The sequence below is a fragment of the Streptomyces sp. NPDC005898 genome (assembly GCF_040629635.1).
Classification (GTDB): Bacteria; Actinomycetota; Actinomycetes; order Streptomycetales; family Streptomycetaceae; genus Streptomyces.
Genome location: NZ_JBEXWC010000003.1, coordinates 108,998 through 128,522, shown reverse-complemented (window position 1 = coordinate 128,522; position 19,525 = coordinate 108,998). Strand labels below are relative to the sequence as shown.

Annotated in this window: 27 protein-coding genes; 11 read left to right on the top strand and 16 right to left on the bottom strand. The window is 72.6% G+C overall.

What is annotated here, in order from left to right; genetic code table 11:
- Positions 1-10 precede the first annotated feature (10 nt).
- Both ABZ385_RS05845 and ABZ385_RS05840 read left to right on the top strand, forming a co-directional pair.
- Positions 11-1,099: a GNAT family N-acetyltransferase gene (locus ABZ385_RS05845; RefSeq protein WP_358909878.1), complete on the top strand. Its 1,089-nt coding sequence runs from the start codon at positions 11-13 to the stop codon at positions 1,097-1,099.
- Positions 1,100-1,272: 173 nt separating this feature from the next.
- A complete protein-coding gene (locus ABZ385_RS05840; protein WP_358589737.1) occupies positions 1,273-1,671 on the top strand; it encodes a DUF4440 domain-containing protein in 399 nt (132 codons plus the stop codon).
- A gap of 25 nt (positions 1,672-1,696) precedes the next feature.
- On the opposite strand, the gene ABZ385_RS05835 is transcribed toward ABZ385_RS05840, so the two are convergent.
- Genes ABZ385_RS05835 through ABZ385_RS05820 form a run of 4 tightly spaced genes read right to left on the bottom strand, consistent with a single transcriptional unit; the run spans position 1,697 to position 4,110 of the window.
- A complete protein-coding gene (locus ABZ385_RS05835; RefSeq protein ID WP_358909876.1) occupies positions 1,697-2,281 on the bottom strand; it encodes an alkaline shock response membrane anchor protein AmaP in 585 nt (194 codons plus the stop codon).
- Positions 2,278-3,333 carry a DUF6286 domain-containing protein gene (locus tag ABZ385_RS05830; protein ID WP_358909874.1) on the bottom strand — a complete coding sequence of 352 codons (1,056 nt, stop codon included), beginning with the start codon at positions 3,331-3,333 and terminating at the stop codon, positions 2,278-2,280. The genes ABZ385_RS05835 and ABZ385_RS05830 overlap by 4 nt, the downstream gene beginning before the upstream one ends.
- Positions 3,330-3,515 (bottom strand): hypothetical protein, encoded by a 186-nt coding sequence (locus ABZ385_RS05825; RefSeq protein WP_358588698.1) that lies wholly within the window; start codon positions 3,513-3,515, stop codon positions 3,330-3,332. The genes ABZ385_RS05830 and ABZ385_RS05825 overlap by 4 nt, the downstream gene beginning before the upstream one ends.
- Before the next feature lie 58 nt (positions 3,516-3,573).
- Positions 3,574-4,110, bottom strand: a complete 537-nt coding sequence (locus ABZ385_RS05820) for an Asp23/Gls24 family envelope stress response protein (RefSeq protein ID WP_358588699.1) — start codon at positions 4,108-4,110, stop codon at positions 3,574-3,576.
- A gap of 215 nt (positions 4,111-4,325) precedes the next feature.
- On the opposite strand from ABZ385_RS05820, the gene ABZ385_RS05815 reads away from it, so the two are divergent.
- The 6 genes from ABZ385_RS05815 (at position 4,326) to ABZ385_RS05790 (ending at position 7,933) form a co-directional block, all read left to right on the top strand.
- Positions 4,326-4,916 carry a sigma-70 family RNA polymerase sigma factor gene (locus ABZ385_RS05815; protein ID WP_358588701.1) on the top strand — a complete coding sequence of 197 codons (591 nt, stop codon included), beginning with the start codon at positions 4,326-4,328 and terminating at the stop codon, positions 4,914-4,916.
- Positions 4,907-5,587, top strand: coding sequence for an Asp23/Gls24 family envelope stress response protein (locus ABZ385_RS05810; RefSeq protein ID WP_358588703.1), 681 nt, complete (start codon positions 4,907-4,909; stop codon positions 5,585-5,587). Before ABZ385_RS05815 ends, ABZ385_RS05810 begins: the two co-directional genes overlap by 10 nt.
- Positions 5,584-5,952: a hypothetical protein gene (locus ABZ385_RS05805; RefSeq protein ID WP_358588705.1), complete on the top strand. Its 369-nt coding sequence runs from the start codon at positions 5,584-5,586 to the stop codon at positions 5,950-5,952. The genes ABZ385_RS05810 and ABZ385_RS05805 overlap by 4 nt, the downstream gene beginning before the upstream one ends.
- 155 nt (positions 5,953-6,107) lie before the next feature.
- A complete protein-coding gene (locus ABZ385_RS05800) occupies positions 6,108-6,722 on the top strand; it encodes a hypothetical protein (protein ID WP_358588708.1) in 615 nt (204 codons plus the stop codon).
- A 284-nt stretch (positions 6,723-7,006) separates the two neighbouring features.
- Positions 7,007-7,273 (top strand): GlsB/YeaQ/YmgE family stress response membrane protein, encoded by a 267-nt coding sequence (locus tag ABZ385_RS05795; protein WP_358909872.1) that lies wholly within the window; start codon positions 7,007-7,009, stop codon positions 7,271-7,273.
- A 96-nt stretch (positions 7,274-7,369) separates the two neighbouring features.
- Positions 7,370-7,933, top strand: coding sequence for a type 1 glutamine amidotransferase domain-containing protein (locus tag ABZ385_RS05790; RefSeq protein WP_358909871.1), 564 nt, complete (start codon positions 7,370-7,372; stop codon positions 7,931-7,933).
- A gap of 83 nt (positions 7,934-8,016) precedes the next feature.
- Here the strand turns inward: ABZ385_RS05790 and ABZ385_RS05785 are convergent, their stop codons facing one another.
- The 8 genes from ABZ385_RS05785 to ABZ385_RS05750 all read right to left on the bottom strand — a co-directional run bounded on the left by ABZ385_RS05785 (position 8,017) and on the right by ABZ385_RS05750 (position 14,126).
- Entirely contained in the window at positions 8,017-8,685 is a 669-nt protein-coding gene (locus ABZ385_RS05785) for a hypothetical protein (protein WP_358909869.1), read from the bottom strand.
- 210 nt (positions 8,686-8,895) lie between these two features.
- Positions 8,896-9,900: a YdcF family protein gene (locus tag ABZ385_RS05780; RefSeq protein ID WP_358588717.1), complete on the bottom strand. Its 1,005-nt coding sequence runs from the start codon at positions 9,898-9,900 to the stop codon at positions 8,896-8,898.
- Between the two features lie 75 nt (positions 9,901-9,975).
- Complete coding sequence (locus tag ABZ385_RS05775; RefSeq protein WP_358909867.1) at positions 9,976-10,608, bottom strand: hypothetical protein; 633 nt, start codon at positions 10,606-10,608, stop codon at positions 9,976-9,978.
- Between the two features lie 140 nt (positions 10,609-10,748).
- Positions 10,749-11,327, bottom strand: coding sequence for a VanZ family protein (locus ABZ385_RS05770; RefSeq protein ID WP_358698778.1), 579 nt, complete (start codon positions 11,325-11,327; stop codon positions 10,749-10,751).
- 160 nt (positions 11,328-11,487) lie between these two features.
- Positions 11,488-12,315, bottom strand: a complete 828-nt coding sequence (locus tag ABZ385_RS05765; protein WP_358910275.1) for a YihY/virulence factor BrkB family protein — start codon at positions 12,313-12,315, stop codon at positions 11,488-11,490.
- Positions 12,316-12,471: 156 nt separating this feature from the next.
- Positions 12,472-12,732, bottom strand: a complete 261-nt coding sequence (locus ABZ385_RS05760) for a hypothetical protein (RefSeq protein ID WP_358588724.1) — start codon at positions 12,730-12,732, stop codon at positions 12,472-12,474.
- A 203-nt stretch (positions 12,733-12,935) separates the two neighbouring features.
- Positions 12,936-13,154 (bottom strand): hypothetical protein, encoded by a 219-nt coding sequence (locus ABZ385_RS05755; RefSeq protein ID WP_358909865.1) that lies wholly within the window; start codon positions 13,152-13,154, stop codon positions 12,936-12,938.
- A 105-nt stretch (positions 13,155-13,259) separates the two neighbouring features.
- Positions 13,260-14,126, bottom strand: a complete 867-nt coding sequence (locus ABZ385_RS05750; protein ID WP_358909863.1) for an ANTAR domain-containing protein — start codon at positions 14,124-14,126, stop codon at positions 13,260-13,262.
- Positions 14,127-14,504: 378 nt separating this feature from the next.
- Between ABZ385_RS05750 and ABZ385_RS05745 the strand changes: the two genes are divergently transcribed.
- On the top strand, positions 14,505-14,684 hold the full coding sequence (locus ABZ385_RS05745; RefSeq protein WP_358588731.1) for a hypothetical protein: 180 nt from the start codon (positions 14,505-14,507) through the stop codon (positions 14,682-14,684).
- A 28-nt stretch (positions 14,685-14,712) separates the two neighbouring features.
- Here ABZ385_RS05745 and ABZ385_RS05740 read toward each other — a convergent pair whose 3' ends face one another.
- The 4 genes from ABZ385_RS05740 to ABZ385_RS05725 all read right to left on the bottom strand — a co-directional run bounded on the left by ABZ385_RS05740 (position 14,713) and on the right by ABZ385_RS05725 (position 16,957).
- A complete protein-coding gene (locus ABZ385_RS05740; RefSeq protein ID WP_358588733.1) occupies positions 14,713-15,333 on the bottom strand; it encodes an L-threonylcarbamoyladenylate synthase in 621 nt (206 codons plus the stop codon).
- Between the two features lie 98 nt (positions 15,334-15,431).
- Positions 15,432-15,890, bottom strand: a complete 459-nt coding sequence (locus ABZ385_RS05735; RefSeq protein WP_358588735.1) for a hypothetical protein — start codon at positions 15,888-15,890, stop codon at positions 15,432-15,434.
- Positions 15,891-16,013: 123 nt separating this feature from the next.
- Positions 16,014-16,511: a hypothetical protein gene (locus ABZ385_RS05730; protein ID WP_358588738.1), complete on the bottom strand. Its 498-nt coding sequence runs from the start codon at positions 16,509-16,511 to the stop codon at positions 16,014-16,016.
- Positions 16,512-16,525: 14 nt separating this feature from the next.
- Positions 16,526-16,957, bottom strand: a complete 432-nt coding sequence (locus ABZ385_RS05725; protein WP_358588740.1) for a hypothetical protein — start codon at positions 16,955-16,957, stop codon at positions 16,526-16,528.
- A 136-nt stretch (positions 16,958-17,093) separates the two neighbouring features.
- On the opposite strand from ABZ385_RS05725, the gene ABZ385_RS05720 reads away from it, so the two are divergent.
- Positions 17,094-18,398, top strand: coding sequence for an AAA family ATPase (locus tag ABZ385_RS05720; RefSeq protein ID WP_358909861.1), 1,305 nt, complete (start codon positions 17,094-17,096; stop codon positions 18,396-18,398).
- Positions 18,395-19,516 carry a hypothetical protein gene (locus ABZ385_RS05715; protein WP_358590630.1) on the top strand — a complete coding sequence of 374 codons (1,122 nt, stop codon included), beginning with the start codon at positions 18,395-18,397 and terminating at the stop codon, positions 19,514-19,516. The genes ABZ385_RS05720 and ABZ385_RS05715 overlap by 4 nt, the downstream gene beginning before the upstream one ends.
- The last annotated feature ends 9 nt before the right edge of the window (positions 19,517-19,525 follow it).

Below are 19,525 nucleotides of genomic sequence, written 5' to 3'. Positions count from 1 at the left end.
TCGATCTAAGGTGGACATCACCATCCACGGGCTCGACGGGCTGAGTGACGCCCTGCGTTCGGCCTGGCACCAGGCAATGGACGAGTCGCCCGAGTACGCCAACCCCTTCCTCGCACCGGAGTTCGCGGAAGGCGTCGCCGCATTCCGGGCCGGCGCGCAGGTGGCCGTCCTGCGGGAGGACGACCGGCCCGTGGGCTTCCTCCCGTACGAACGCAACCCTCTCGGCGTCGGCCGCGCCATCGGGCTCGGCCTCTCCGACTGCCAGGCGCTCGTGCACCGCCCCGGAGTCACCTGGGACACCGACGACCTGCTGAAGGCCTGCCGCCTGTCGGTCTTCGAGTTCGACCACCTCGTCCAGGAGCAGAAGCCCTTCACCGGCCACGTCACGGGTACGTTCGCCTCGCCGGTGCTCGACCTGACGGCCGGCGACGGCAACTACCCCCACTGGCTGCGCGCCACCTACCCGGGGCTGGCCAAGACGGTCCTGAAGAAGGAGCGCCGCCTGGCCCGCGACGCCGGCGAGACGCGGTTCGTCCACGACGAGCGCGATCCGCGCGCACTGCGCACCCTCATGCGCTGGAAGTCCGCCCAGTACCGCAGGACCGGCCGCATGGACCGGTTCGCGCGGCCCTGGATCGTCGGCCTGGTCGACCACCTCTTCGGGGTCCGCGAGGAGCACTTCACCGGCGTGCTGTCCGTCGTCTACGCCGGTGACCGGCCGGTCGCCGCGCACTTCGGGCCCGCCTCGCGCACGGTCCTCGCGGCGTGGTTCACCGCGTACGACCCCGCGTTCCGCTACTACTCGCCCGGCCTGATGCTGCACCTGCGCATGGCCGAGGCGGCGGGTCGCGCCGGAATCCGGCTGATGGACATGGGGCGGGGCGAGAAGGAGTACAAGGACTGGCTCAAGACACGTGAGCTGCGCGTGGGCGAGGGCTTCGCGACCCGCCCGCACCCGGTGGCCGCCGCGCACCGCCTGTGGCGCCGACCCGTGCGCGGCCTGCGGAACACGGTCCTGGCACACCCGGGCCTGCGGGACCCGGCCGACCGGCTGCTGAGGACCGTCGGCGCCCTGCGCACGTCGAACCGCACGGACTGACAGGTGCCGAGCCCCTACGGCTCGCGGCTCGCCGCGCGGATCACACGCCGAGCGGAGCTGACCTGCGGACGTGGACGCCGCTGCTCGCCCGCGGGGTCAGCAACGCCCTGACGAAAGAGGCCGTACGACCCGCACGCCCCGGCATCCGTGCACCGCGCTGCTACCGTCGCGCCATGTCCAAGGCCGAGATAGACACGCTGACCGCCGACTTCTTCGGCGCTTTCGACAACCGGGGCGGCAAGCCCGCCGACGTGGCCCGGCTGCGCCGCCTGATGCTCCCCGGCGGGGTGATCGTCAGCACGGGCGAGAAGCTCACCGCCTACACCGTGGAGGAGTTCATCGAGCCTCGTGAACGACTGCTGGCCGACGGCCGGCTCGTCGAGTTCTCCGAATGGGAGACCTCCGAGCGGACCTCGATCGTGGGCGACATCGCGGCGCGGTTCGGCGAGTACCGCAAGGCGGGAATCCTGGACGGCGAACCGTTCGAGGGGAGCGGCACCAAGAGCATCCAGTTCGTCCGCGGCGAGGAGGGCTGGCGGATCGCGTCGTTCACCTGGTACGACCACTCCTGAGGTCGGTCCGAGGCCGACTCCGGGGTCAACGCAGCCGTCGAGCCCTGTGGTGACGGCCCGTCAGTCGTACCTCGACCGTCAAGGGGCGGGGCGCCGCCGCGGCCCTCGCCTCGGCGACGGTCCGGCGCACGAGCTCGCCCAGTACGGCCTCCGGACGGCCCTCGGCGGTGAGGACCAACGTGACGCGCGCCCTCAGCCGCCGCGGGCGGCCGAGCAGGCTCACGTGCGCGCGGGCCACCCCGTCGAGCCCCTGGGCCCGTTCGGCCACCGCCGCGGCGAGCGCGGGGCCGGACAGCGTCACCTCCGGCTGCCCGAGCGGCAGTTCACGCAGCCGCCCCGCCCGGACCTGTGCCACGCCCCAGCACAGTGACAGCAGTACGCCGACGGCCAGCGCGCTCATCACGAGCGGCGGCCACCAGTCCTGGTCCCGCCAACGGCCCAGGGCGTCCCCGTCCAGCCACGCCCTCCCGGAACCGAGGCGGGGCCAGTCCGAGGGCAGCCGGTCGCGCACCACATCGGTCGCCGAGCCCAGCACCGCCCCCGCGGCCAGCAGCGCCGCGCCGGCGCAGGCCAGGACGGCGCGATTGGTGCCGTTACGGAGCCGGCTCATGCGCGGCTGCTCCCCTGCGTCGTAGCCGTCGTAGCCGTCGTAGCCGTCGTGGCCGTCGTGGCCGTCGTGGCGTCCGGCGTGGGGGAGGGCGAGGCGGGTGAACCGGCGGGGCCGGAACCGGTGTTCGCCCCGGGCGGTGTCGGAGCGCGCCAGAGGGGATCGGTCCGCACCCGCGCCCTCAACCGCGAGGGCCTCGCCAGGCCACACGCGCCCAACGCCTCCTCGCAGGCCTCGGTCACCGCTCGGCGCGCGGACTCCAGGCCGCCGAACCCGAGCCGGGCACGTACCCGCGCCCCGCGCCGGCCGACCCGCACGCGCACCCGCGTGATCCCCGGCACCTCCGCCACGGCGTCGCGCAGCAGTGCCGACACGGCCCGCCGGTCGAGGACGGCCCGGACGCCCTCGGCCGGCGCCGCCATCGGCAGCAGGCGCCGCCGACCCGGTGTGAGGGCCAGCACCAACAGCCACACGCCGAGCAGGAACACGGCGCCCGCCGACACCAGGCCGGGCCAGACACCGCTGTCCGGGCCGTGCGTGACCAGCCACTCCATGAGCCGCGCCCGCCATCGGGCGGGAGGACGGCCCACCGCGTGCACCCGGACCACGTCGTACAGGAAGGCCCCGCAGACCGCCGCGCAGCCGAACGCCGACACCGCGGCGGGGACCCGGCGTTGCGACCAGGGCCGCCCGGCCCCGGACCGGCCCCGCCCCGCCCGCGCCACCGGCGCGGCCGCCTCCGCGCCCTGCTTCGGCTCCCGCACCCGCAGGGCGCGGACCCGCACCCGTGCCGAGGGCACGACGAGTCCGGTCAGTCCGGCCGTCCGGTCGGCGACATGCGAGCGCACGCGTTCACCCGCGTCATCGAGCACCGTCGGATAGGGCAGCGTCACGGCGACACTCACCCGGGCCCGGCGCCCGCGCACGGCGGCAGCGCCCCGGGCGGCCAGGACCTCGCCCGGGGGCAGCGCCTCCGTGGCGGCCCGTTCCGCGATGCGGCGCACCGCGCGCTCGGCCACGGTGGTCGCGCCGCGGTCCGCCGCCGGCACGCTCATCGGCGCTCCCGGTCACGGCCGCCGAGGAAGGTCCGCAGGTCCGTGCCGTCGTCCACCAGGCGCCCCACGACGAAGCCGACCGCGCCGAGCGCGGCCACCAGAAGGAAGGCGCCGAAGCCGCCGAACCACCCGGCGAAGCCGAGGGCCATCCCGGCGATCATGCCGGCCAGAGCTGTGCTCACCACTCACCTCACACCACAGAAGGAGACACCACGGCCATGCCCGGACCCGCTCCGGGCGCTACTCCACGCGCGTCTCGCCCGTGGAGTCGGCGGTGTCGTCGTCCGGCAGCCGTACGTCGTTGACCGCGACGTTGACCTCGACGACCTCCAGGCCCGTGATGCGCTCCACGGCCGCGACGACGTTCTCGCGCACGTCGTGGGCGACATCGGTGATCGGCACGCCGTACTCGACGACGATGTCCAGGTCGATGGCCGTCTGCCGCTCGCCGACCTCCACCTTCACCCCGCGTCCGACGTTGGGGCGCCCGCCGGGGACGCGGTCGCGGACCGCGCCGAGGGTGCGCGAGAGTCCGCCGCCCATGTCGAACACGCCGGGGATCTCCCGCGCCGCCATGCCGGCGATCTTCACCACCACCACATCGGCGATGGAGGTCTTCCCGCGCGTCGCGGCGGGCTCACCCGGGCCCGTCCGGCCCGTCACGGTGGTGGTGCCGGCGCTCTTTTGGATCGTGCCGGTGGAACCGGTCGAGCCCGCCGGGCCGGCGGGCTCGCCACCGGACGTGGTCGCGTTCGAGCGGATGTCCTGAGTCGTCATGCCGCCATCTCCTCGGTCGAAGTCATGCCGTCGGTCGCCGGTGCGTCGCGCACCCGACCGGGTGCCCGGCTTCCCGCTTGTCTGACACGGTTGCCGGCAATTCGTTACGCGCCTCGGCAGAACTGCTCCTTCCGGGAGGTAACGTGCCTTCGCCGCGTAACGCCGGCGGCCTTCCGTGTGTCGTACGAGCACGACCTGGATGAGAGGAGCCGCGTGTGCCCGGGGACCGGGGCCAAGCGCCCGAGGGCCGAGCGGAGCAGCCCGCACGGCACGACGACGGATTGCTGGCGGTACGGGCCGGGGAAGGTGACGAAGAGGCCTTCGAGGAACTGGTGCGCCGCCACGCGCCCCCGCTGCTGCGCCTGGCGACGCGGCTGCTGGGAAGCAGGACGGAGGCCGAGGACGCCGTGCAGGAGTCTTTCGTGAGCGCTTGGCGCAAGCTGCCGGAGTTCCGCGCCGACGCGCGGTTCGGCACCTGGATACACCGGATCGTCACCAACCGGTGCCTGAACGTGCTGCGCGCGCGCCGCCCGGCCCTCGACCTGGCGGGCGTGCCCGAGCCGCAGGCACCGGACCACGAGGCCTCGCCCGTCCGGGTGGCCGAGGGGCACGCGGCCGTGGCGGACCTGACCAGGGCGATGGCGGGCCTGTCACCGGAGCAACGGGTGTGCTGGGTGCTGCGCGAACTCAACGGCCTCTCCTACGAATCCATCGCCGAGTCGGTCGGGATCAGCCCGGAGGCGGTGCGCGGCCGCGTCTTTCGGGCACGGCGCTATCTCACGGAGGCGATGGCCGCATGGCGATGAACGAGGGGACCGGATCGGGCGTGGAGCGCGGGGCGCCCGCCGGGGGGCGGCAGCCGGACGAGGGCTGCGCGGAGCGCGAGCCGCTGCCGTGCGGACGGGACCTGTGGGGCGTCTGGGAGCGCGGCGAGAGCGGCGAGCCGGACCCCCACGCCGCCGAATGCCCGCACTGCACGGAGGCGTTGGAGACCCTGCGCCGGCTGGAGGACGTCGTCTCCGCCGCGCGCCGGCGGGAACCACGCGAGCGGGAGGCCGACGCCTCCGCGCTCGTCGGCCGGGTCATGGACGTGGTGCGGCTCGAACTGCGGCCCGGTCGGACGCTTCCGCTCGGCGAGGAGGAAGAGGACGCCTGGGTCGTGGAGGCGGCCGCCGCCCGGACCGTGCGCGCGGCGGCGGAGAGCCTGGCGGGGGTGCGGGCGGGCAGCTGCCGCATCGAGGTGCCGCCCGAGGACGACGAGCCCGCCGGCCCCCGGGACCGGTCGCCCAGGGGCCCCGTCATGATCCGCCTCGAAGTGCAGGCGGCGCTCGCCCCGAATCTGCGGGAGACCGCCGAGCGGGTCCGCCGGCGGGTCCTGGCGGCGGTCCGCGCCGAACTGGGCATGCCGGTCCTGGCCGTCGACGTGACGATCACGGACATCACCGGCGACGACGACACCGAAGGACGGCAGCCGTGACCGAACAGCCCGCTTCCGGTGATCTCACCGACGCCGTCGCACGGGCGGTGCTCGGCACGGCCGGGGTCGCCTTCCTGCGCCCCGGCCTGGCTCAACTGCTGCGCGCCTCGGGCCCCTTGACCCGGCTGAACCGGGACGGCGGGGGTGCGGGCAGCGGCTGGTCCGGGCGCTCGGCGGGCGTACGCGTGAAAGGGGGCGGTGACGCGGGGCGGTGGCACGTCGAGGTCCACGTCGTCCTGCACCGCGGCCACCGCGCGGTGGACGTCACACGGGCGGTGCGCGCCGCCGTCGCCGAGACCGTGCGCGAAGCGCTCGGGGCACCCGAGCCCCCACGGGTGTCCGTGACCGTGACGGGGCTGGTGTGAGGCGGCGTGTTGCCGTTCGGTGACATGGCGGACAGACCTGTGACGCGCGAGAGGGCAACGACCCCGGGGTGTGGCGGGTCGTATGAGGCGTGGGATCCAAGGGCGGACCGATCCGCCCGAGGCACGTCGACCGACCGAAAACATGTGGGGGAACGATGAGGACGAACACGCGTATCGACAAGAAGCTGCTCGCCGCGGCCGCCGTACTGGCCGCGTCCGGTGTCGCCGCGACAACGGTGCCTGCCTCCGCTGCCGACGACACCCCCCGCTTCCTGGCGGCTTCCGAACTGCCGCCGCACGCCTCGTCGGCCTGGCAGGCCGGGCCGGTGACGGCGGGGCAGCCGGACCCCCTGCCGATGTGTGTCGGTGAGGCGCTGCCGTCGATCTCCGTGCACCGCGCGTACCGCACGGACCTGGACACCGGCGCGCTGCAGGTGACCGTGGTCGAGCGCAGCGAGCAGCGGGCCAAGGACTTCGCGGCCCTGCTGCGCAAGAAGCTCGACGGATGCGCCGAGACGGTGATGAAGCTCGACCCCGAGATCACCGCGAAGCAGAAGTACTACGGCAAGCTGAACGTCGAGGAGGGCGCCCATGTCTACGGCGTCCACACGGTCGCCTCGTGGGGGGCCTCCGACATCAACATGTTCTCGGTGGGGCGCGACGGCACCACCGTGACGCTCGTGCAGTGGGGTCAGATGGGCGGCTTCGCGGACGCCCAGGTCTCCGACTTCAAGACCACGACCGTCACCGCCGTGAACAAGCTCTACTGACGGTCACGGAGCTGTGCTGATTTTCGGCAGCTGATGTCCGGCTGCTGATGTCCGGCTGCTGATGTCCGGCTCCGACGGGTCCGTACGGCATCCGTCGGAGCCGGACATCAGGACTTCGTGCCCTGCCGGGAGAGTCGTTGGTCCCGAGTGCCGCCGAACCCACCGGGGCACCCGATCATTGCTCCGGTCGCCGGACTCGTCTGGCGCCGCCCCCCAGTGTGGTCATGCTGAAGGCGGGTACCGGAGCGACCGATCGACTTCGAAAGTGAACGGAAGGTAGCACCGTGGGCGTCATCGCCTGGATTCTGGTCGGCTTGATCGCAGGGGCGATCGCGAAGGCACTGACGCCGGGGAGGGACCCGGGCGGAATCATCGTCACCATGCTGCTCGGCATCGTCGGCGGGTTGCTCGGCGGCTGGCTCGGCAAGCTGATCTTCGGGGTGGAGTCGATCAACGGGTTCTTCCACCTGTCGACGTGGATCGCCGCCGTCATCGGATCGGTGGTCGTCCTGTTCCTCTACCGCATGGTGTCCGGCCGCACCGCCCGCTGAGGCCGAAGACCACGGCGCACGAAGAACTCGGCGTGCGAAGAAGACGGCGCCGAGGGAAGCCGAAGGAAACAGCACAGCACCAGGAAAGGCAACCTCATGGCTGACAACACCCTGAACGGCCGCCGCGTACTGGCGATCGTGACCAACTACGGAGTCGAACAGGACGAGCTGGTGGTGCCGGTGCAGCACCTGCGCTCCCGCGGCGCGCACGTCGACGTGGCCGCCGTGTCGAGGGAGGAGATCCGCACCCTGGTGGGGGACAAGGACCCCGGCAAGAGCGTCGAGGCCGACGTCACCCTCGCCGACGTGGACGCCTCCTCCTACGACCTGCTGCTGGTCCCCGGCGGCACGGTCAACGCCGACACCCTGCGCCTGGAGGACAAGGCGGTCGACATCGTCCGCTCCTTCGCCGAGCCCGGCCGCAAGGTCGCGGCCATCTGCCACGGCCCGTGGCTGCTGGTGGAGGCCGACGTGCTCGACGGCAAGACCCTGACGTCCTACGCCTCGGTCGCCACCGACATCCGCAACGCCAAGGGCACCTGGGTCGACAAGTCCGTCATGCGCTGCGACGCCAAGGGCTGGGAGCTCATCACCTCCCGCAACCCCGACGACCTCGACGACTTCCTCCGCGAGATCGAATCCGCGCTCGAAGCGGCCTGAGCGGCGGCCCGCCGCGCGGCGGGACCACCTGACACACCGGTGGCCGGGAGACTCCCTCCCGGCCACCGGTGTGTCCGCACGCGTCAGGACTCCCGGCGCCGCGTCCGGTACACGGTGTATCCGCCTGCCGCGAGGACCAGTGCCACCCCGGCCCCCACATACCCGGCGTCCACGCCCCGGGACCCGCCCGTCCCCGCCCGCACACCCCGCTCCGGGGTCGGCGTGGCCGCTCCCGCCACGGTGATCGAGTACGTGGACGTGCCGCCGCCGGGACACGAGACGTGCACCGTGTGGGTGCCGGCGTGGGCGTCCGGGCGGATGGTGCCCGTCCCGGTGTAGATGCCGGCCGAGCCGGTGGACAGCTGGACGTTCTGGGTGAAGGCGTCCGAGCGGGCGGTGGCCGACGGGGCGTGGCACCCGCCGCTGACGGAGACGACCACCGACTGCCCCGGCCTGCCGGGGCTCGGTGTGATCGACAGCGACGGCTGCCCCCCGGCCTCCTCATGCTGCCCCCCGGCCTCCTCGGGGCGCCTCCCGGCCTCCTCGGGCGGCTGCCAGGCCTCCTCGGGCGGCCGTCCGGCCTCTTCCTCCATCGGCCTCTCGGCCTCCTCCTGCAACGGCATCGTCTCGTCCATGTCGCTGCGCGTGTGCGGCGCCGGCGGAGGTTCTGCCTCGGCCCGGGCCTGCGGAGCGAGCGAGGCGAACGCCAGGGCGGTGAACACGGCTGCGGTGACGGTGGGACGGACGCGCATGAGTGCAGACCTCGATCCTTCGCGCGGCCGGGAGCACGCCTCCCTGCGGACTCCGCGCTGCCCCCATGCAAGGCGCAACCGGCGTCCGCTGCGCGCCGGACACGGCCACGCGGAGTAGCCCGCCACCACGGCCGACCGCCACGGCCGACCACCTCGGCGAACGGGTGACGAGCGGATCGGGGAGAACCGGTGCCGCGCGGGCGTCTCGCGCTAACGGGCCGACCAGACCAGCACTCCGCCGAGGACGAACAGCAGGCAGATGGCGAGGTTGGTCCAGCGGTAGGCGACCAGCACGGCGGCGAACTCGCGGAGCGTCGCGTTGGGCCAGAAGTACCGGGCGGTGGGCGCGCCGACCACCTGGCCCCTGACGCCGAGCCGCCGGGCGGTGACCGCGGCACGGAAGGCGTGGTAGTTGTTCGTGACGACCACGCACCGGTAGTCGGGCTTCGCCGCCTCCATGATGGCCTTGCTGAACAGCAGGTTCTCCTCCGTGGTCGTCGACCGGTCCTCCCGCTCGACGAGGTCGGCGGGAAAACCGCGCTCCGTCAGATAGTCGGCCATGGCGTGGGATTCCGGCAGCTCCTCGTCCGGCCCCTGACCGCCCGAGGTGATGAGTACGGGGGAGCCCCCGCGTGCGGAGAGCCGCTCGTGCACCTCCCGCGCCCGCCCGAGACGACTGGCCAGCAACGGCGGCACCGTCGAACCGCCGACGAGCCCCGAGCCGAGGACGACCACGAAGTCGGCCTTGCGGCGGATCCGCAGCCGCCCGTAGAGGAAGGCGTAGCAGACGAAGCTCAGGAACAGGAACGAGATGTAGCCCGACAGGCCGAGGGCGGCCGCCCCCACTCCGAGCAGCACCGGCGTGCGCACCACCGCGGCCGTGACGACCAGGGCGATCACGCCGAGGATGCCCAGGGCGGCCATCAGGGAGAGCAGATTGGTCGGGCTCCTGCCCTCCTTGCGCGCCATCCGCAGGCCGTTGACGAACAAGAGGTACGTCAGGACGAGGATGCCGAGCGCGCCGACCGTCAGCAGGGAGAAGGCGATGACCAGGCCGGACGTCGAGCCCGACCGCAGCAGTTGGGACATCCAGGCGACCAGCCCGCACACGACGGCGAGCCCCAGGAGCACGGCGTTGCCGAATCTTCGGCGTTCCCGCAGCACCCGCCAGCAGAAGACGAGGAAGAGCAGGGCTGCCGGCGCGTAGACGAACATCCGCACAGCGTAAGGGGGTGCCACGGCACGGGTGACGCGCACCCCCTGTCCACCGGCTGCCCGGAGCGCCCGGCGTCAGTGCCGAGTGGAGTGGGCCGTGCGCTGGGAGGGCACCCCGAAGGGGCGGTGGGGCCGGGGGTGACCGGCCTGCGCGTCGGCCTTGCGGTCCTGCGGCCGGGGCAGGAGCAGCTCGTGGAAGAGCTCGTACCCGGCGAGCATCGCGCGGCGCATCGCCTCCGTGTCGGCCTCGCCGGCGGCCGCACGCCGCGCGCACTCGTGCAGCTCACGGCAGCCCTGAGCGTGCCGCGGGCAGTGCAGGGACAGGGCGTCGGCCTGCCGCTCACGCGACTCCGCGGGGAAGCCGCGCTCGACGGCCAGCCGGTTGAGCAGCGCGTTGGCGCGGGCGACCGTCTGCCCCGGGGCCTCGATGAACCGCTCCTGCACGAGGGTCCATTCGGTGCGGTAGCGCTCCCGGACGTCCGTGGTCAGCCCCTTGACGCGCAGACCGCCGAAGCGTCGGAGCCGCTCGCTGAGCTCCCGCTCGGCGGCCGCCGTGTCCCCTTGGTTCCGTGTCACCGCGCGATCGAACTCGGGGCCGAAGCGGCGCCGCAGGTCGTCGGTGGTCGTCTGGTTCAGCGGGCGGGCGAGCAGCAGCGCGGTGACGATCGCCACCGCCGCACCCAAAATGGCCAGCATGCTTGCGGACATGTGCCTGCCTTCCGCAGAGGATCCCTCACGCGAGGCTTTCGCTACAGCGAGTTACCAACCCGGGGGGTAAATAAACGCATGGGGTGGCATTCGCGGGGTGATTCACCTTTCCAGGCCTGAGGAGGACCGAAGATGCCTGGTCAGGGGCTCGACACGCCGCGTTTGGTGAAGCGGTGCCACCAGTGCCGACGGCGCGGGTGCACGGCCCGTCCGAGCCGCCGTCCCAGCAGGAGGTAGCCGAGCAGCGCGCCCGTCGTGTTGAGGATGACGTCGTCGATGTCGAAGGTCCGGCCGGTGACGAAGGCGCCCTGCGCCAGCTCCACCAGCACCATGGTCAGCGCCGTGGCCACCGCCACCCGTACCAGTCCCCGCGTACGGGGGAGCAGCACCGGGAACAGCATCCCGAACGGCACTCCCAGGAGGATGTTGCCGCCTATCTGCTTGACGGTGTCGCGGAAGGCGGGCTGGGCGAGGTAGTCGCGGATGGAGTCACCGGGCGTGAAGTTGCTGTGCGTCAGGTCCACGGAAGCCGCCGAGGGCTGCAGGGTCAGCCGGGCGAGCACCACCCCGAAGGCGACCATCCCGGCGAAGGCGACGAACATCGCGGCTCCGCGCGCCACGGGGGACAGGGGCGCTCTGCGCCCGTCCGCCGCCTCGATGTCCTGTTCCCGGGTTCCGCTTTCTTCCGTCAGCTGCCGGTATCGATCTGTTCGTGCCATCAGTGTCTCCGGGGGGTCGGGGCTCTGGACCGGGCGGCACGGCGGGCGGTGCCACACAAACGAGTTCCTCCGTCCGCGCGTTCCAAGCACGGTCCGGCGCCCCGACCCTCGACGCGAGCCCCCGGCACTCCACGAAAAGGGGTCCGACGGTCGGCCGGCGTCAGCGCGCGGCGGTCCGGGCGCGGGCCAGTTCCACGGTGAACTGCGCCCCGGAGAGCAGCGCGAGGTTGGACACCCACAGCCACACCAGGAAGACGACGACGCCCGCGAGGGAGCCGTAGAGCTTGCCGTAGGTGCCGAACCCCGACGCGTACCAGGTGAACAGGCCGGAGGCGAGCAGCCACAGCAGCGCGGCCAGCAGACCGCCGGGCAGTATCTGCCGCCAACCGCGCGCCACGGGCGGCCCGTTGCGAAAGAGCACGAGGACGAGCAGCGCCACCAGACACAGCAGCGCCGGCCACTGCAGCACGCTCCAAGCGGTCCTCCCCGCGTCACCGAGGCCGACGCGCCGCCCCAGCCCGGCGGCGAGCGGACCACTCAGTACGAGCAGCAGCGCGCTGGCGACCAGCAGCGCGAGCAGCGTCACCGCGGTCATGAGGACGCGGTGCGCCTTGCGCAGCGCTGGCCGGCAGTCCTCCACGCCGTGCATCGCGTGCAGCGCCCGCCGGAAGACGGCCGCGTAACTGGACGCCGACCACACCGCGCTGACCGCTCCGCCGATCATCACCATGAGGGCCGCGGACCGGGCGTCGGCCATCTCGCTGAGCGCCTCGTGCAGGGAGCGGCCCGACTCCGCGGGCGCCCAGTCGGTGACCTCCGCGATGAGCGCCGCGGTCGTGGAGGGCGAGACCAGGCTGATCAGACTCACCGTGACGAGCAGGGCGGGGAGCAGCGCGAGGATCGCGTAGTACGTCAGCGCCGCGGCCCAGTCCGACACGTCGTCGTTCCACATGGATATGGGGGTGCGCCGCAGCGCGCGGCGCCCCATGGCCCACGTCGACGACACCTCCGCGGGCCCGGCCGGGGCGGTGGGGGCCGCCCCGGTCCCGTGCGGGAACCCCGCGCACGCTCCGTCGGCGGTCGACGGCGGACTGTCCATGGGGATGCTCCTTCTCGGATGTGCGCGACGCGAGGGGCGGCGCGGTCAGTCCTGCTGCTCCGCCTCGTTGCGGTTGAGGCCGTGGGCCAGTTCCTGGAGCACTTCGTGCTGGGTCTTTCCGGTCATCTCGGCGAGCTGCAACAGCAATGCGGCACACAAGGCCGTCGCACTGTCGGCGAGTTGATCCAGATTGCCGTCGGCGGCGCGCTTCTCCGCGACGTATTCCTCCATTACGGGCTCGCCGGAAATGTAGGCCGTCATCGCCTCGATGCCCGCACGCACACGGTCGTAGTCATTCATCGTCATGGCCGTAGACTTTCACGTTCTCTCATCATCACGCCAAAGACGGCGACGACGTACCACTGGACCTTCCACTGGGCCTTGCTGCGGGCCTTCCGGCAGAAAAACAATCCGAAGGGAAACCCCGCGGCGGTGCTGGTCGTCTTTGCCGCACGGCCGCGGCCGGGACCCGCGAGAATTCCCTTCGGGTCCCGGCCGCGGCCGTGCGGTCAAGCAGCTTTGCTGTTCCGCGGTTGCCTGTGGTGCTGTGGTGCCGGTGGTGCGTCGCTGCCACCGGGAATCAGGCGCAGGTGCCGCCGACGGGCATGACGGGCATGTCGGGCGGACGTCGTCTCACCTTTGGCGGCGAGAAGCCCGTCTTCCAGACGTGCCATCACGAACAGCACAAACGCCAGCCCCGGCAGGAGGAGGACGGCGACCGCGATCATGCCGCTTCCCTTCCGTTGAGGACGCGGTGCGAGTGCCCGTCACATCGACGGATAAGACCGCCCAAGCGTGAAGATTCCGCGACGACTCGGCCGGGGCGGCCGGGGCTAGCGGTCGCGGGCCAGCCGGTGGAGGTCCTCCAGGGCGTCGAGCAGTACCGTGCGCCGATGCCAGTCGATCCACGAGCCGACCGCCCGGCCGGCGTCCTGGAGCGCCAGGAGCTGCGTCCGGGTGAAGCCGGCGAGGGGCAGCGCGTGGTGGGAGGAGATGACGCCGTGGACGTTGTCGGCCGCGTCGACGAGGGGCACGCTGTGGCAGGCACGGCTGCCGGCCGACAGGATCACGCGCCGGCTGGCGTCGTCGAACCCGCGCGAGGAGGCGATCTCCTTGACGGTGACCTGGTGGCTGGCGCTCGCCGCCCGGGAGCACGAGGTGCCCCCGTCCACGAAGGCGAAGTAGTCGGTGAACTCACGGGACAGACCGGCATGCTTCTCCATGCGCAGCACACCGTCCTCGACCAGCTGGACGTTGCCCATGGACGTACTGGTGATGGTCAGGACGCGGCGCAGCGCGGCGCCGAGCACCTCGCCCTGGTTCCGCGCGTCGAGGGTGCCCGCGCCGAGCGTGCCCAGCGGCGGCGCCGGATGGCGCTCCCGCACCCCGAACCACACGGCGGCACCCGGCGTCGGCCCCGGCGCGCGGGCGACCACGGTGGCCAGCTGGTGCATCTTGATGTTGGCCCGCTGAGAGGCCTGGCGCAGCAGATCGAACGCCGCGTCCGCGTCCGGCAGGCGGTACCGCTCGAGAAGGACGCCCTCGGCCAGCGCGATCCTCGGGCGGGCGCGGACCTGCACCTCCAGCTCGGCCACCTGGCGTTGCAACTGCTGGGCCCGGGCGGCGAGCCGGTCCGCCTCGCTCTCACGCGAGGCCCGCTGTTCGTCCTCGGGTCCAGGCCCGGTCTGGTGTTCCGTCATGCTGTTCTTTTCTCCCGCGGCGCGCTCGGAACTTGCTCTCGTGGTTCGGTGAGCAACAACGTCCACGAGGACTCCGCTGTCCTCGCCGCTCCGCCCGGCCCCGGAGAGGGGCGCTCCCCACGCACGGGGGCCGACAGTAGCCGGGCCCGTTCGCCCCTGCCATGGCGGGTCGGGAAGAGCGGCCGAGAACCGCTGGTGGGACGGGGTGCGGGACCGTCCGGCCGGGTCACAGACGGCGCTGGGGCCGGGCGGAATCAGAGCCCGCCACCAAGCCGGTCGCGCTCGGCAGGCATGGAAGGCCCACCCCGGGGCAAGCGGCCGGGTGAGTCACCCCCCTTGTCCGCGCGGGATCGAACCGCGCCCCTCGAAGGAGTAACCGTGCTCGCTCTCGCCGCCGCCGTCGTCTTCGGCATTGCCTGGATCCTGCATCTCACCGAGACATCGACCAACATCTTCTTCGGCACCACCAGCCTGATGCTGCTCGGCCTGACCCTGACCGCGATACACCTCGCGGGCATCGGCGCCGGCTGGTCCCCGCAGAGCCGCCGGCGCCGCTGACCACCGAGCGAGCCGACGGCCGGAACCGCTAGGCGAAACGCGTCGTGTCGCCCGCGCCGTGGCGCACGACCTCGGCCTCGCCGTTGGAGAAGTCGATGACGGTGGTCGGCTCGGTGCCGCAGTCACCGGAGTCCAGGACGACGTCCACGACGTGGTCGAGCCGCTCCTTGATGTCCCAGCCCTGGGTCAGCGGCTCCTCCTCGTCGGGCAGCAGCAGGGTGCTGGACAGCAGCGGTTCGCCGAGCTCGGCCAGCAGCGCCTGGGTGACCGTGTGGTCGGGGATGCGCACCCCGACGGTCTTCTTCTTCGGGTGCAGCAGCTGGCGGGGGACTTCCTTCGTCGCGGGGAGGATGAAGGTGTACCGGCCGGGAGTGGCGGCCTTGATCGCGCGGAACACGTCGTTGTCGAGATGGACGAGCTGACCCAGCTGTGCGAAGTTCCGGCACATGAGGGTGAAGTGATGGCGCTCGTCGAGATCACGGATCGCACGGATCCTGCCGATGCCGTCGCGGCTGCCCAGCCGGCATCCCAGCGCGTAGCAGGAATCCGTGGGATACGCGATGAGCGCGTCGGCGCGGATGCTGTCGACCACGGTGGTGATGCTGCGCCGCTGAGGATTGTCGGGGTGCACGTCGAAGTACTTCGCCATCGGACGAGTCTAGGTGATCAACACGCGGATGGCAGCGCGGCGCCCTCCCGGTGGGCCGGGCCGGGCGCGCCCCCACTCCCACCGGCGGCGCGGCGCGGTCAGTGCCAGGGGCAGCGGGGCAGGCCGGGGAAGGGGTCGGTGGAGGTGAGGACGCTGCTCGCCGGCACGTTGCCCCACGCCTGGAGGCTCGGCAGGTTCACCGCCTCGTCGCCCTGCGTGTAGTACCAGACGTTGTTCCCGCCCTTGTGCGCCTCGCCGTACGACCAGCAGACGAACCAGCTCTGGGTCGTCTGCAGCCGACCTGTGACCGGAGCGTCGAAGGCCGGGCGCCCGTACAGGTCCCCCGGGGCGTTGGCGCAGTACAGGTCGCCGGAGAAGGCGTTGCCGAGCGTGTCCTTGTGGGCCACTCCTGGCCGCAGCACGCAGGTGGCCTCGTCCGCGCTCGCGGCGGCGGGCGCCGCCGAGGCCGGGGTGGCGGCGGGCCAGGTGACGGCCGCCGCCAGGGCGAGGGCCGACGCCGCGATCCGCGCGGGCCGCAAGACGGTGGGGAACGCCATGAGTTCACTCCTCGGTTCGACAAGCGAGTCGGTTCGATGGACGAGTCGGTCCGATGGACGCACCGGCTCCGCGAGCGGGCCGGTGCGGTGGACGAGCGGGGGGCCGGGGGCGGAGGGCGCCGCTCAGCTGGGCAGGCAGGCCGGCAGGCCGGGGAACGGATCGGGCTCGGTCTCCACGCGGAACGCCGGCACGTACCCCCAGCCCTTCCACAGCGGCCAGTTGGTCACCTCGTCGCCCTGCGTGTAGTACCAGATGCGGTTGCCGCCCTGATGCAGGTCACCGCTCTGCCAGCACACGAACCAGCTCGGTGACGTCTTCAGCTTGGCGATGACCGTCCCGTACACCTCCGGGGTGGCGAAGACGTCCGCCACCGTGTTCTCGCAGTACAGGTCCTTCGTGTACGTGTGTCCCTTGGCGTCGGTGTGCCGCACACCGTCACGGAGGTAACAGACCGGCCCCGCCGCTGCGGCGCCGGTACCCGCCGCCGCGGTCGAGGCGCCGGCGCTCGCGGGCAGGCACATCGAGGCCGCCGCGGCGGCCAGCAGCGCCCCGGCGAACCGGCGCCCCGCGCCACGCCGCTCCCGTGGTGTCGGACGGCCGCCGCCCCTCTTCGCGTCCATACGTAGCAACTCCCTCAGCCCCATGAGCACTTGGGCAGACCCGGCACCGGGTCCTCGGTGGTCTCCAGCATCACGGCGGGCATGTAGCCCCAGCCCTGCGCGGTCGGCCGCGAGACCACCTCGTCGGCCTGCGTGTAGTACCAGATGTTGTTGCCCCCGGCGTGCGGGTCGCCGACCTTCCAGCACACGAACCAGCTGCGGGTGGTCACCATCCGGCCGACCACCGGGCTGCCCGTGAACGACTGGAGGCGCACATCGCCCGGCGTGTTGTCGCACAGGATGTCGGCGTCCCATTTCATGCCGGTCCAGTCCGTGTGCGGATGGCCCTCCCGCATGACGCACGGCGTGACCGAGGCCGCGGCCCCGGCCGGTGCGGGCGCCGTGCCCAGCAGACCCGTCGTGGCGATGGCGGTCGCGAGCAGCACACCACCGTTTCTTCGCCTCATGGGATCTCCTCGTCCTTCCGTGGATCCGTTTCCTGGCGGGATACTCGCGCAGCCCGCTGACACCGGCCTGACCTCCCCCGCCCAAGATCCGCCGCCCGGCGGGGGAGCGCGGAAGGCGTGTACATAAGGTGGCGGCATGTCCGAGGACTCCCCCCTGATACGAAGCCTGCGCACCGCTGTCGAAGCGGCACCCGCCGACGTGCCCCTGCGGCTGCATCTGGCGGAGATGCTGCTGGGCGCCGGGCAGCCGGACGCCGCGGTCGCGGAGGTCGCGGTCGCGCTGCAGCACGCCCCGGGCGACGCCCAGGCCCGTACGCTGATGGCCCGCGCGATGGGCGCGCCCGTCCCCGCGCCCGGAACGCAGCCCGCGCCCGCGTCCCCGCAGGACCAGCCGCCCGTGACCGTCCCGGCGTCCGCGTCCGCGCCCGAGGAGCCCAAGGGCCGCGCCGGTTTCGACTGGCGTGCCGCCGCGGACCAGGTCGGCGACGTGATCCCGCCCCGCTTCGTCGAGGCCCCCCTGACCGCCGACGGCAGCGGCGAGCCGGGGGACGCCTCCGCCTGGGACGTCGACACGCCCGGCACGATCCGCCTGGCGGACGTCGGCGGCATGCGGGAGGTCAAGGAACGCCTGGAGGCCGCGTTCCTCGCCCCGATGCGCAACCCCGAGCTGCGCAAGCTCTACGGCAAGAGCCTGCGCGGCGGACTCCTGCTGTACGGACCGCCCGGCTGCGGCAAGACCTTCATCGCCCGCGCGATCGCCGGTGAACTCGGGGCGGGATTCCTGTCCGTGTCGGTCAACGACGTCCTGGACATGTGGATCGGCAACTCCGAGCGCAACATGCACGAGATCTTCCGGACGGCCCGCCGCCAGGCGCCCTGCGTCGTCTTCCTCGACGAACTCGACGCGCTCGGCGCCAAGCGCAGCCGCACCCAGCACAGCGGCATGCGCAACACCGTCAACCAGCTCCTGACCGAGCTGGACGGCATCGACTCCGCCGCCAACGAAGGCGTCTTCGTGCTCGCCGCCACCAACGCGCCCTGGGACGTGGACATCGCCCTGCGCAGGCCCGGGCGCCTGGACCGCACGCTGCTCGTCCTGCCGCCCGACGCCCCGGCCCGCGAGAGCATCCTCCGCTACCACCTCGCCGAACGCCCCGTCGAGAACATCGACCTGGGCAAGCTCGTCAAGGTCACCGACGGCCTGTCCGGCGCCGACCTCGCCCACCTGTGCGAGGCGGCGGCCGAAAGCGCCCTGCTGGACTCGGCGCGCACCGGCACCGTCCGCATGATCGGCATGAAGGACCTGCTGGGCGCCGCGAAGCAGACGGTCCCGTCCGCCGAGCCGTGGTTCGCCTCGGCACGCAACGTCGCCATGTACGCCAACGAGGGCGGCACGTACGACGATCTGGTCACCTACCTGAAGAAGAAGCGGAAGCTGTGAACGCGCTGCACCCGGCCGTCGAGAAGGCTCAGGCCCTGATCGAACTCGACCGCTACGACCAGGCGAAGGCCCTGCTGGCCGGCCGCCTCGCCGAGGACCCCGGCGACGTGCGCGCCTGGGTCAAGATGGGCTACTGCCACCTCAACACGGAGCAGCCCAAGGAGGCGGCGGCCGCCGCCGACGAGGCCCTCGGGCTGGCCCCCGAGGACTACGGCGCGCTCAGGCTGCGCGCCCAGGCGATGGTGCGCGACAACGGCTGGCTCAAGGTCCAGCCCGTGCTGCGCGAGCTGATCCGCGTCGCGCCCGAGGACTCGTTCGCGTACGCCATGCTCGCCGACGCCGTGTGGCGCGAGGCGCTGGTCCGTTACGGCAAGGAGAGCGGCGCCCGACAGCTCACCGCCGACGTGATCGACCGCATCACCCGGGAAGCCGCCGACCTGGCGATGGAGGCACTCCGGCTGGGCCCCGAGGACCTCTACGCCCACGAGATCGCGCACCGCATCGCCAGCACGGCCGGGAACGGCACGGTCTCCGACATGCTCGACGAGGCCATCCTGCGCATCGACCCGCAGCACGCCGAGGCCCTCGCCCGGCAGACGAGGAAGGCGGCACGGGCCCCGGGCGTCGGGGCCACCGAGGCCGCCGACCTGTACGCGGACGCGCTCGCCGCCGAACCGAACTCCGCCGACATGCGGGAGCAACTGGACCACGCCACCTACCGCCTCCTGCGCGGCACCCGCTGGCTCGCCGTCCTCTGCGTGGCGCTGGCGGGCGCCATGGTCGACGTCTTCCCCGCCGAGGACCGGCCCGCCCCCGAGCTGCCCGTGCCCGTGGGCCAGCGCCTGTGGTTCCTGTGCATCATGGGCGCGATCTGGGCCTTCGGTGCCTGGCGCCGCTATCGCCGGCTGCGCGCGGGTGTGCGGCTCAACGTCCGCTCCCTGATCCGCCGGGGCCGCTGGGCGCGCGTCGTCCTCGCGCAGGCGGCCTGGGCGATGCTGTGCGCCGTGCTGATCGCCGAGCTCCCCTGGACCGACCGGTCCGTGCCGCAGCTCCTGTTCTGGGCGGGGCTCGTGCCCACGGCGGCGACCATCTGGTTCGACCGGAAGAAGGCCGCCTAGCAGCCGTTA

Bases quoted from the DNA above. Each gene is read 5' to 3' on its own strand.
- ABZ385_RS05840 (WP_358589737.1), top strand. From the start codon at position 1,273: ATGTCCAAGGCCGAGATAGACACGCTGACCGCCGACTTCTTCGGCGCT.
- ABZ385_RS05835 (WP_358909876.1), bottom strand. From the start codon at position 2,281: ATGAGCCGGCTCCGTAACGGCACCAATCGCGCCGTCCTGGCCTGCGCC.
- ABZ385_RS05830 (WP_358909874.1), bottom strand. From the start codon at position 3,333: ATGAGCGTGCCGGCGGCGGACCGCGGCGCGACCACCGTGGCCGAGCGC.
- ABZ385_RS05820 (WP_358588699.1), bottom strand. From the start codon at position 4,110: ATGACGACTCAGGACATCCGCTCGAACGCGACCACGTCCGGTGGCGAG.
- ABZ385_RS05810 (WP_358588703.1), top strand. From the start codon at position 4,907: ATGGCGATGAACGAGGGGACCGGATCGGGCGTGGAGCGCGGGGCGCCC.
- ABZ385_RS05800 (WP_358588708.1), top strand. From the start codon at position 6,108: ATGAGGACGAACACGCGTATCGACAAGAAGCTGCTCGCCGCGGCCGCC.
- ABZ385_RS05790 (WP_358909871.1), top strand. From the start codon at position 7,370: ATGGCTGACAACACCCTGAACGGCCGCCGCGTACTGGCGATCGTGACC.
- ABZ385_RS05785 (WP_358909869.1), bottom strand. From the start codon at position 8,685: ATGCGCGTCCGTCCCACCGTCACCGCAGCCGTGTTCACCGCCCTGGCG.
- ABZ385_RS05780 (WP_358588717.1), bottom strand. From the start codon at position 9,900: ATGTTCGTCTACGCGCCGGCAGCCCTGCTCTTCCTCGTCTTCTGCTGG.
- ABZ385_RS05775 (WP_358909867.1), bottom strand. From the start codon at position 10,608: ATGTCCGCAAGCATGCTGGCCATTTTGGGTGCGGCGGTGGCGATCGTC.
- ABZ385_RS05770 (WP_358698778.1), bottom strand. From the start codon at position 11,327: ATGGCACGAACAGATCGATACCGGCAGCTGACGGAAGAAAGCGGAACC.
- ABZ385_RS05765 (WP_358910275.1), bottom strand. From the start codon at position 12,315: ATGGGGCGCCGCGCGCTGCGGCGCACCCCCATATCCATGTGGAACGAC.
- ABZ385_RS05760 (WP_358588724.1), bottom strand. From the start codon at position 12,732: ATGACGATGAATGACTACGACCGTGTGCGTGCGGGCATCGAGGCGATG.
- ABZ385_RS05755 (WP_358909865.1), bottom strand. From the start codon at position 13,154: ATGATCGCGGTCGCCGTCCTCCTCCTGCCGGGGCTGGCGTTTGTGCTG.
- ABZ385_RS05750 (WP_358909863.1), bottom strand. From the start codon at position 14,126: ATGACGGAACACCAGACCGGGCCTGGACCCGAGGACGAACAGCGGGCC.
- ABZ385_RS05740 (WP_358588733.1), bottom strand. From the start codon at position 15,333: ATGGCGAAGTACTTCGACGTGCACCCCGACAATCCTCAGCGGCGCAGC.
- ABZ385_RS05735 (WP_358588735.1), bottom strand. From the start codon at position 15,890: ATGGCGTTCCCCACCGTCTTGCGGCCCGCGCGGATCGCGGCGTCGGCC.
- ABZ385_RS05730 (WP_358588738.1), bottom strand. From the start codon at position 16,511: ATGGACGCGAAGAGGGGCGGCGGCCGTCCGACACCACGGGAGCGGCGT.
- ABZ385_RS05725 (WP_358588740.1), bottom strand. From the start codon at position 16,957: ATGAGGCGAAGAAACGGTGGTGTGCTGCTCGCGACCGCCATCGCCACG.
- ABZ385_RS05720 (WP_358909861.1), top strand. From the start codon at position 17,094: ATGTCCGAGGACTCCCCCCTGATACGAAGCCTGCGCACCGCTGTCGAA.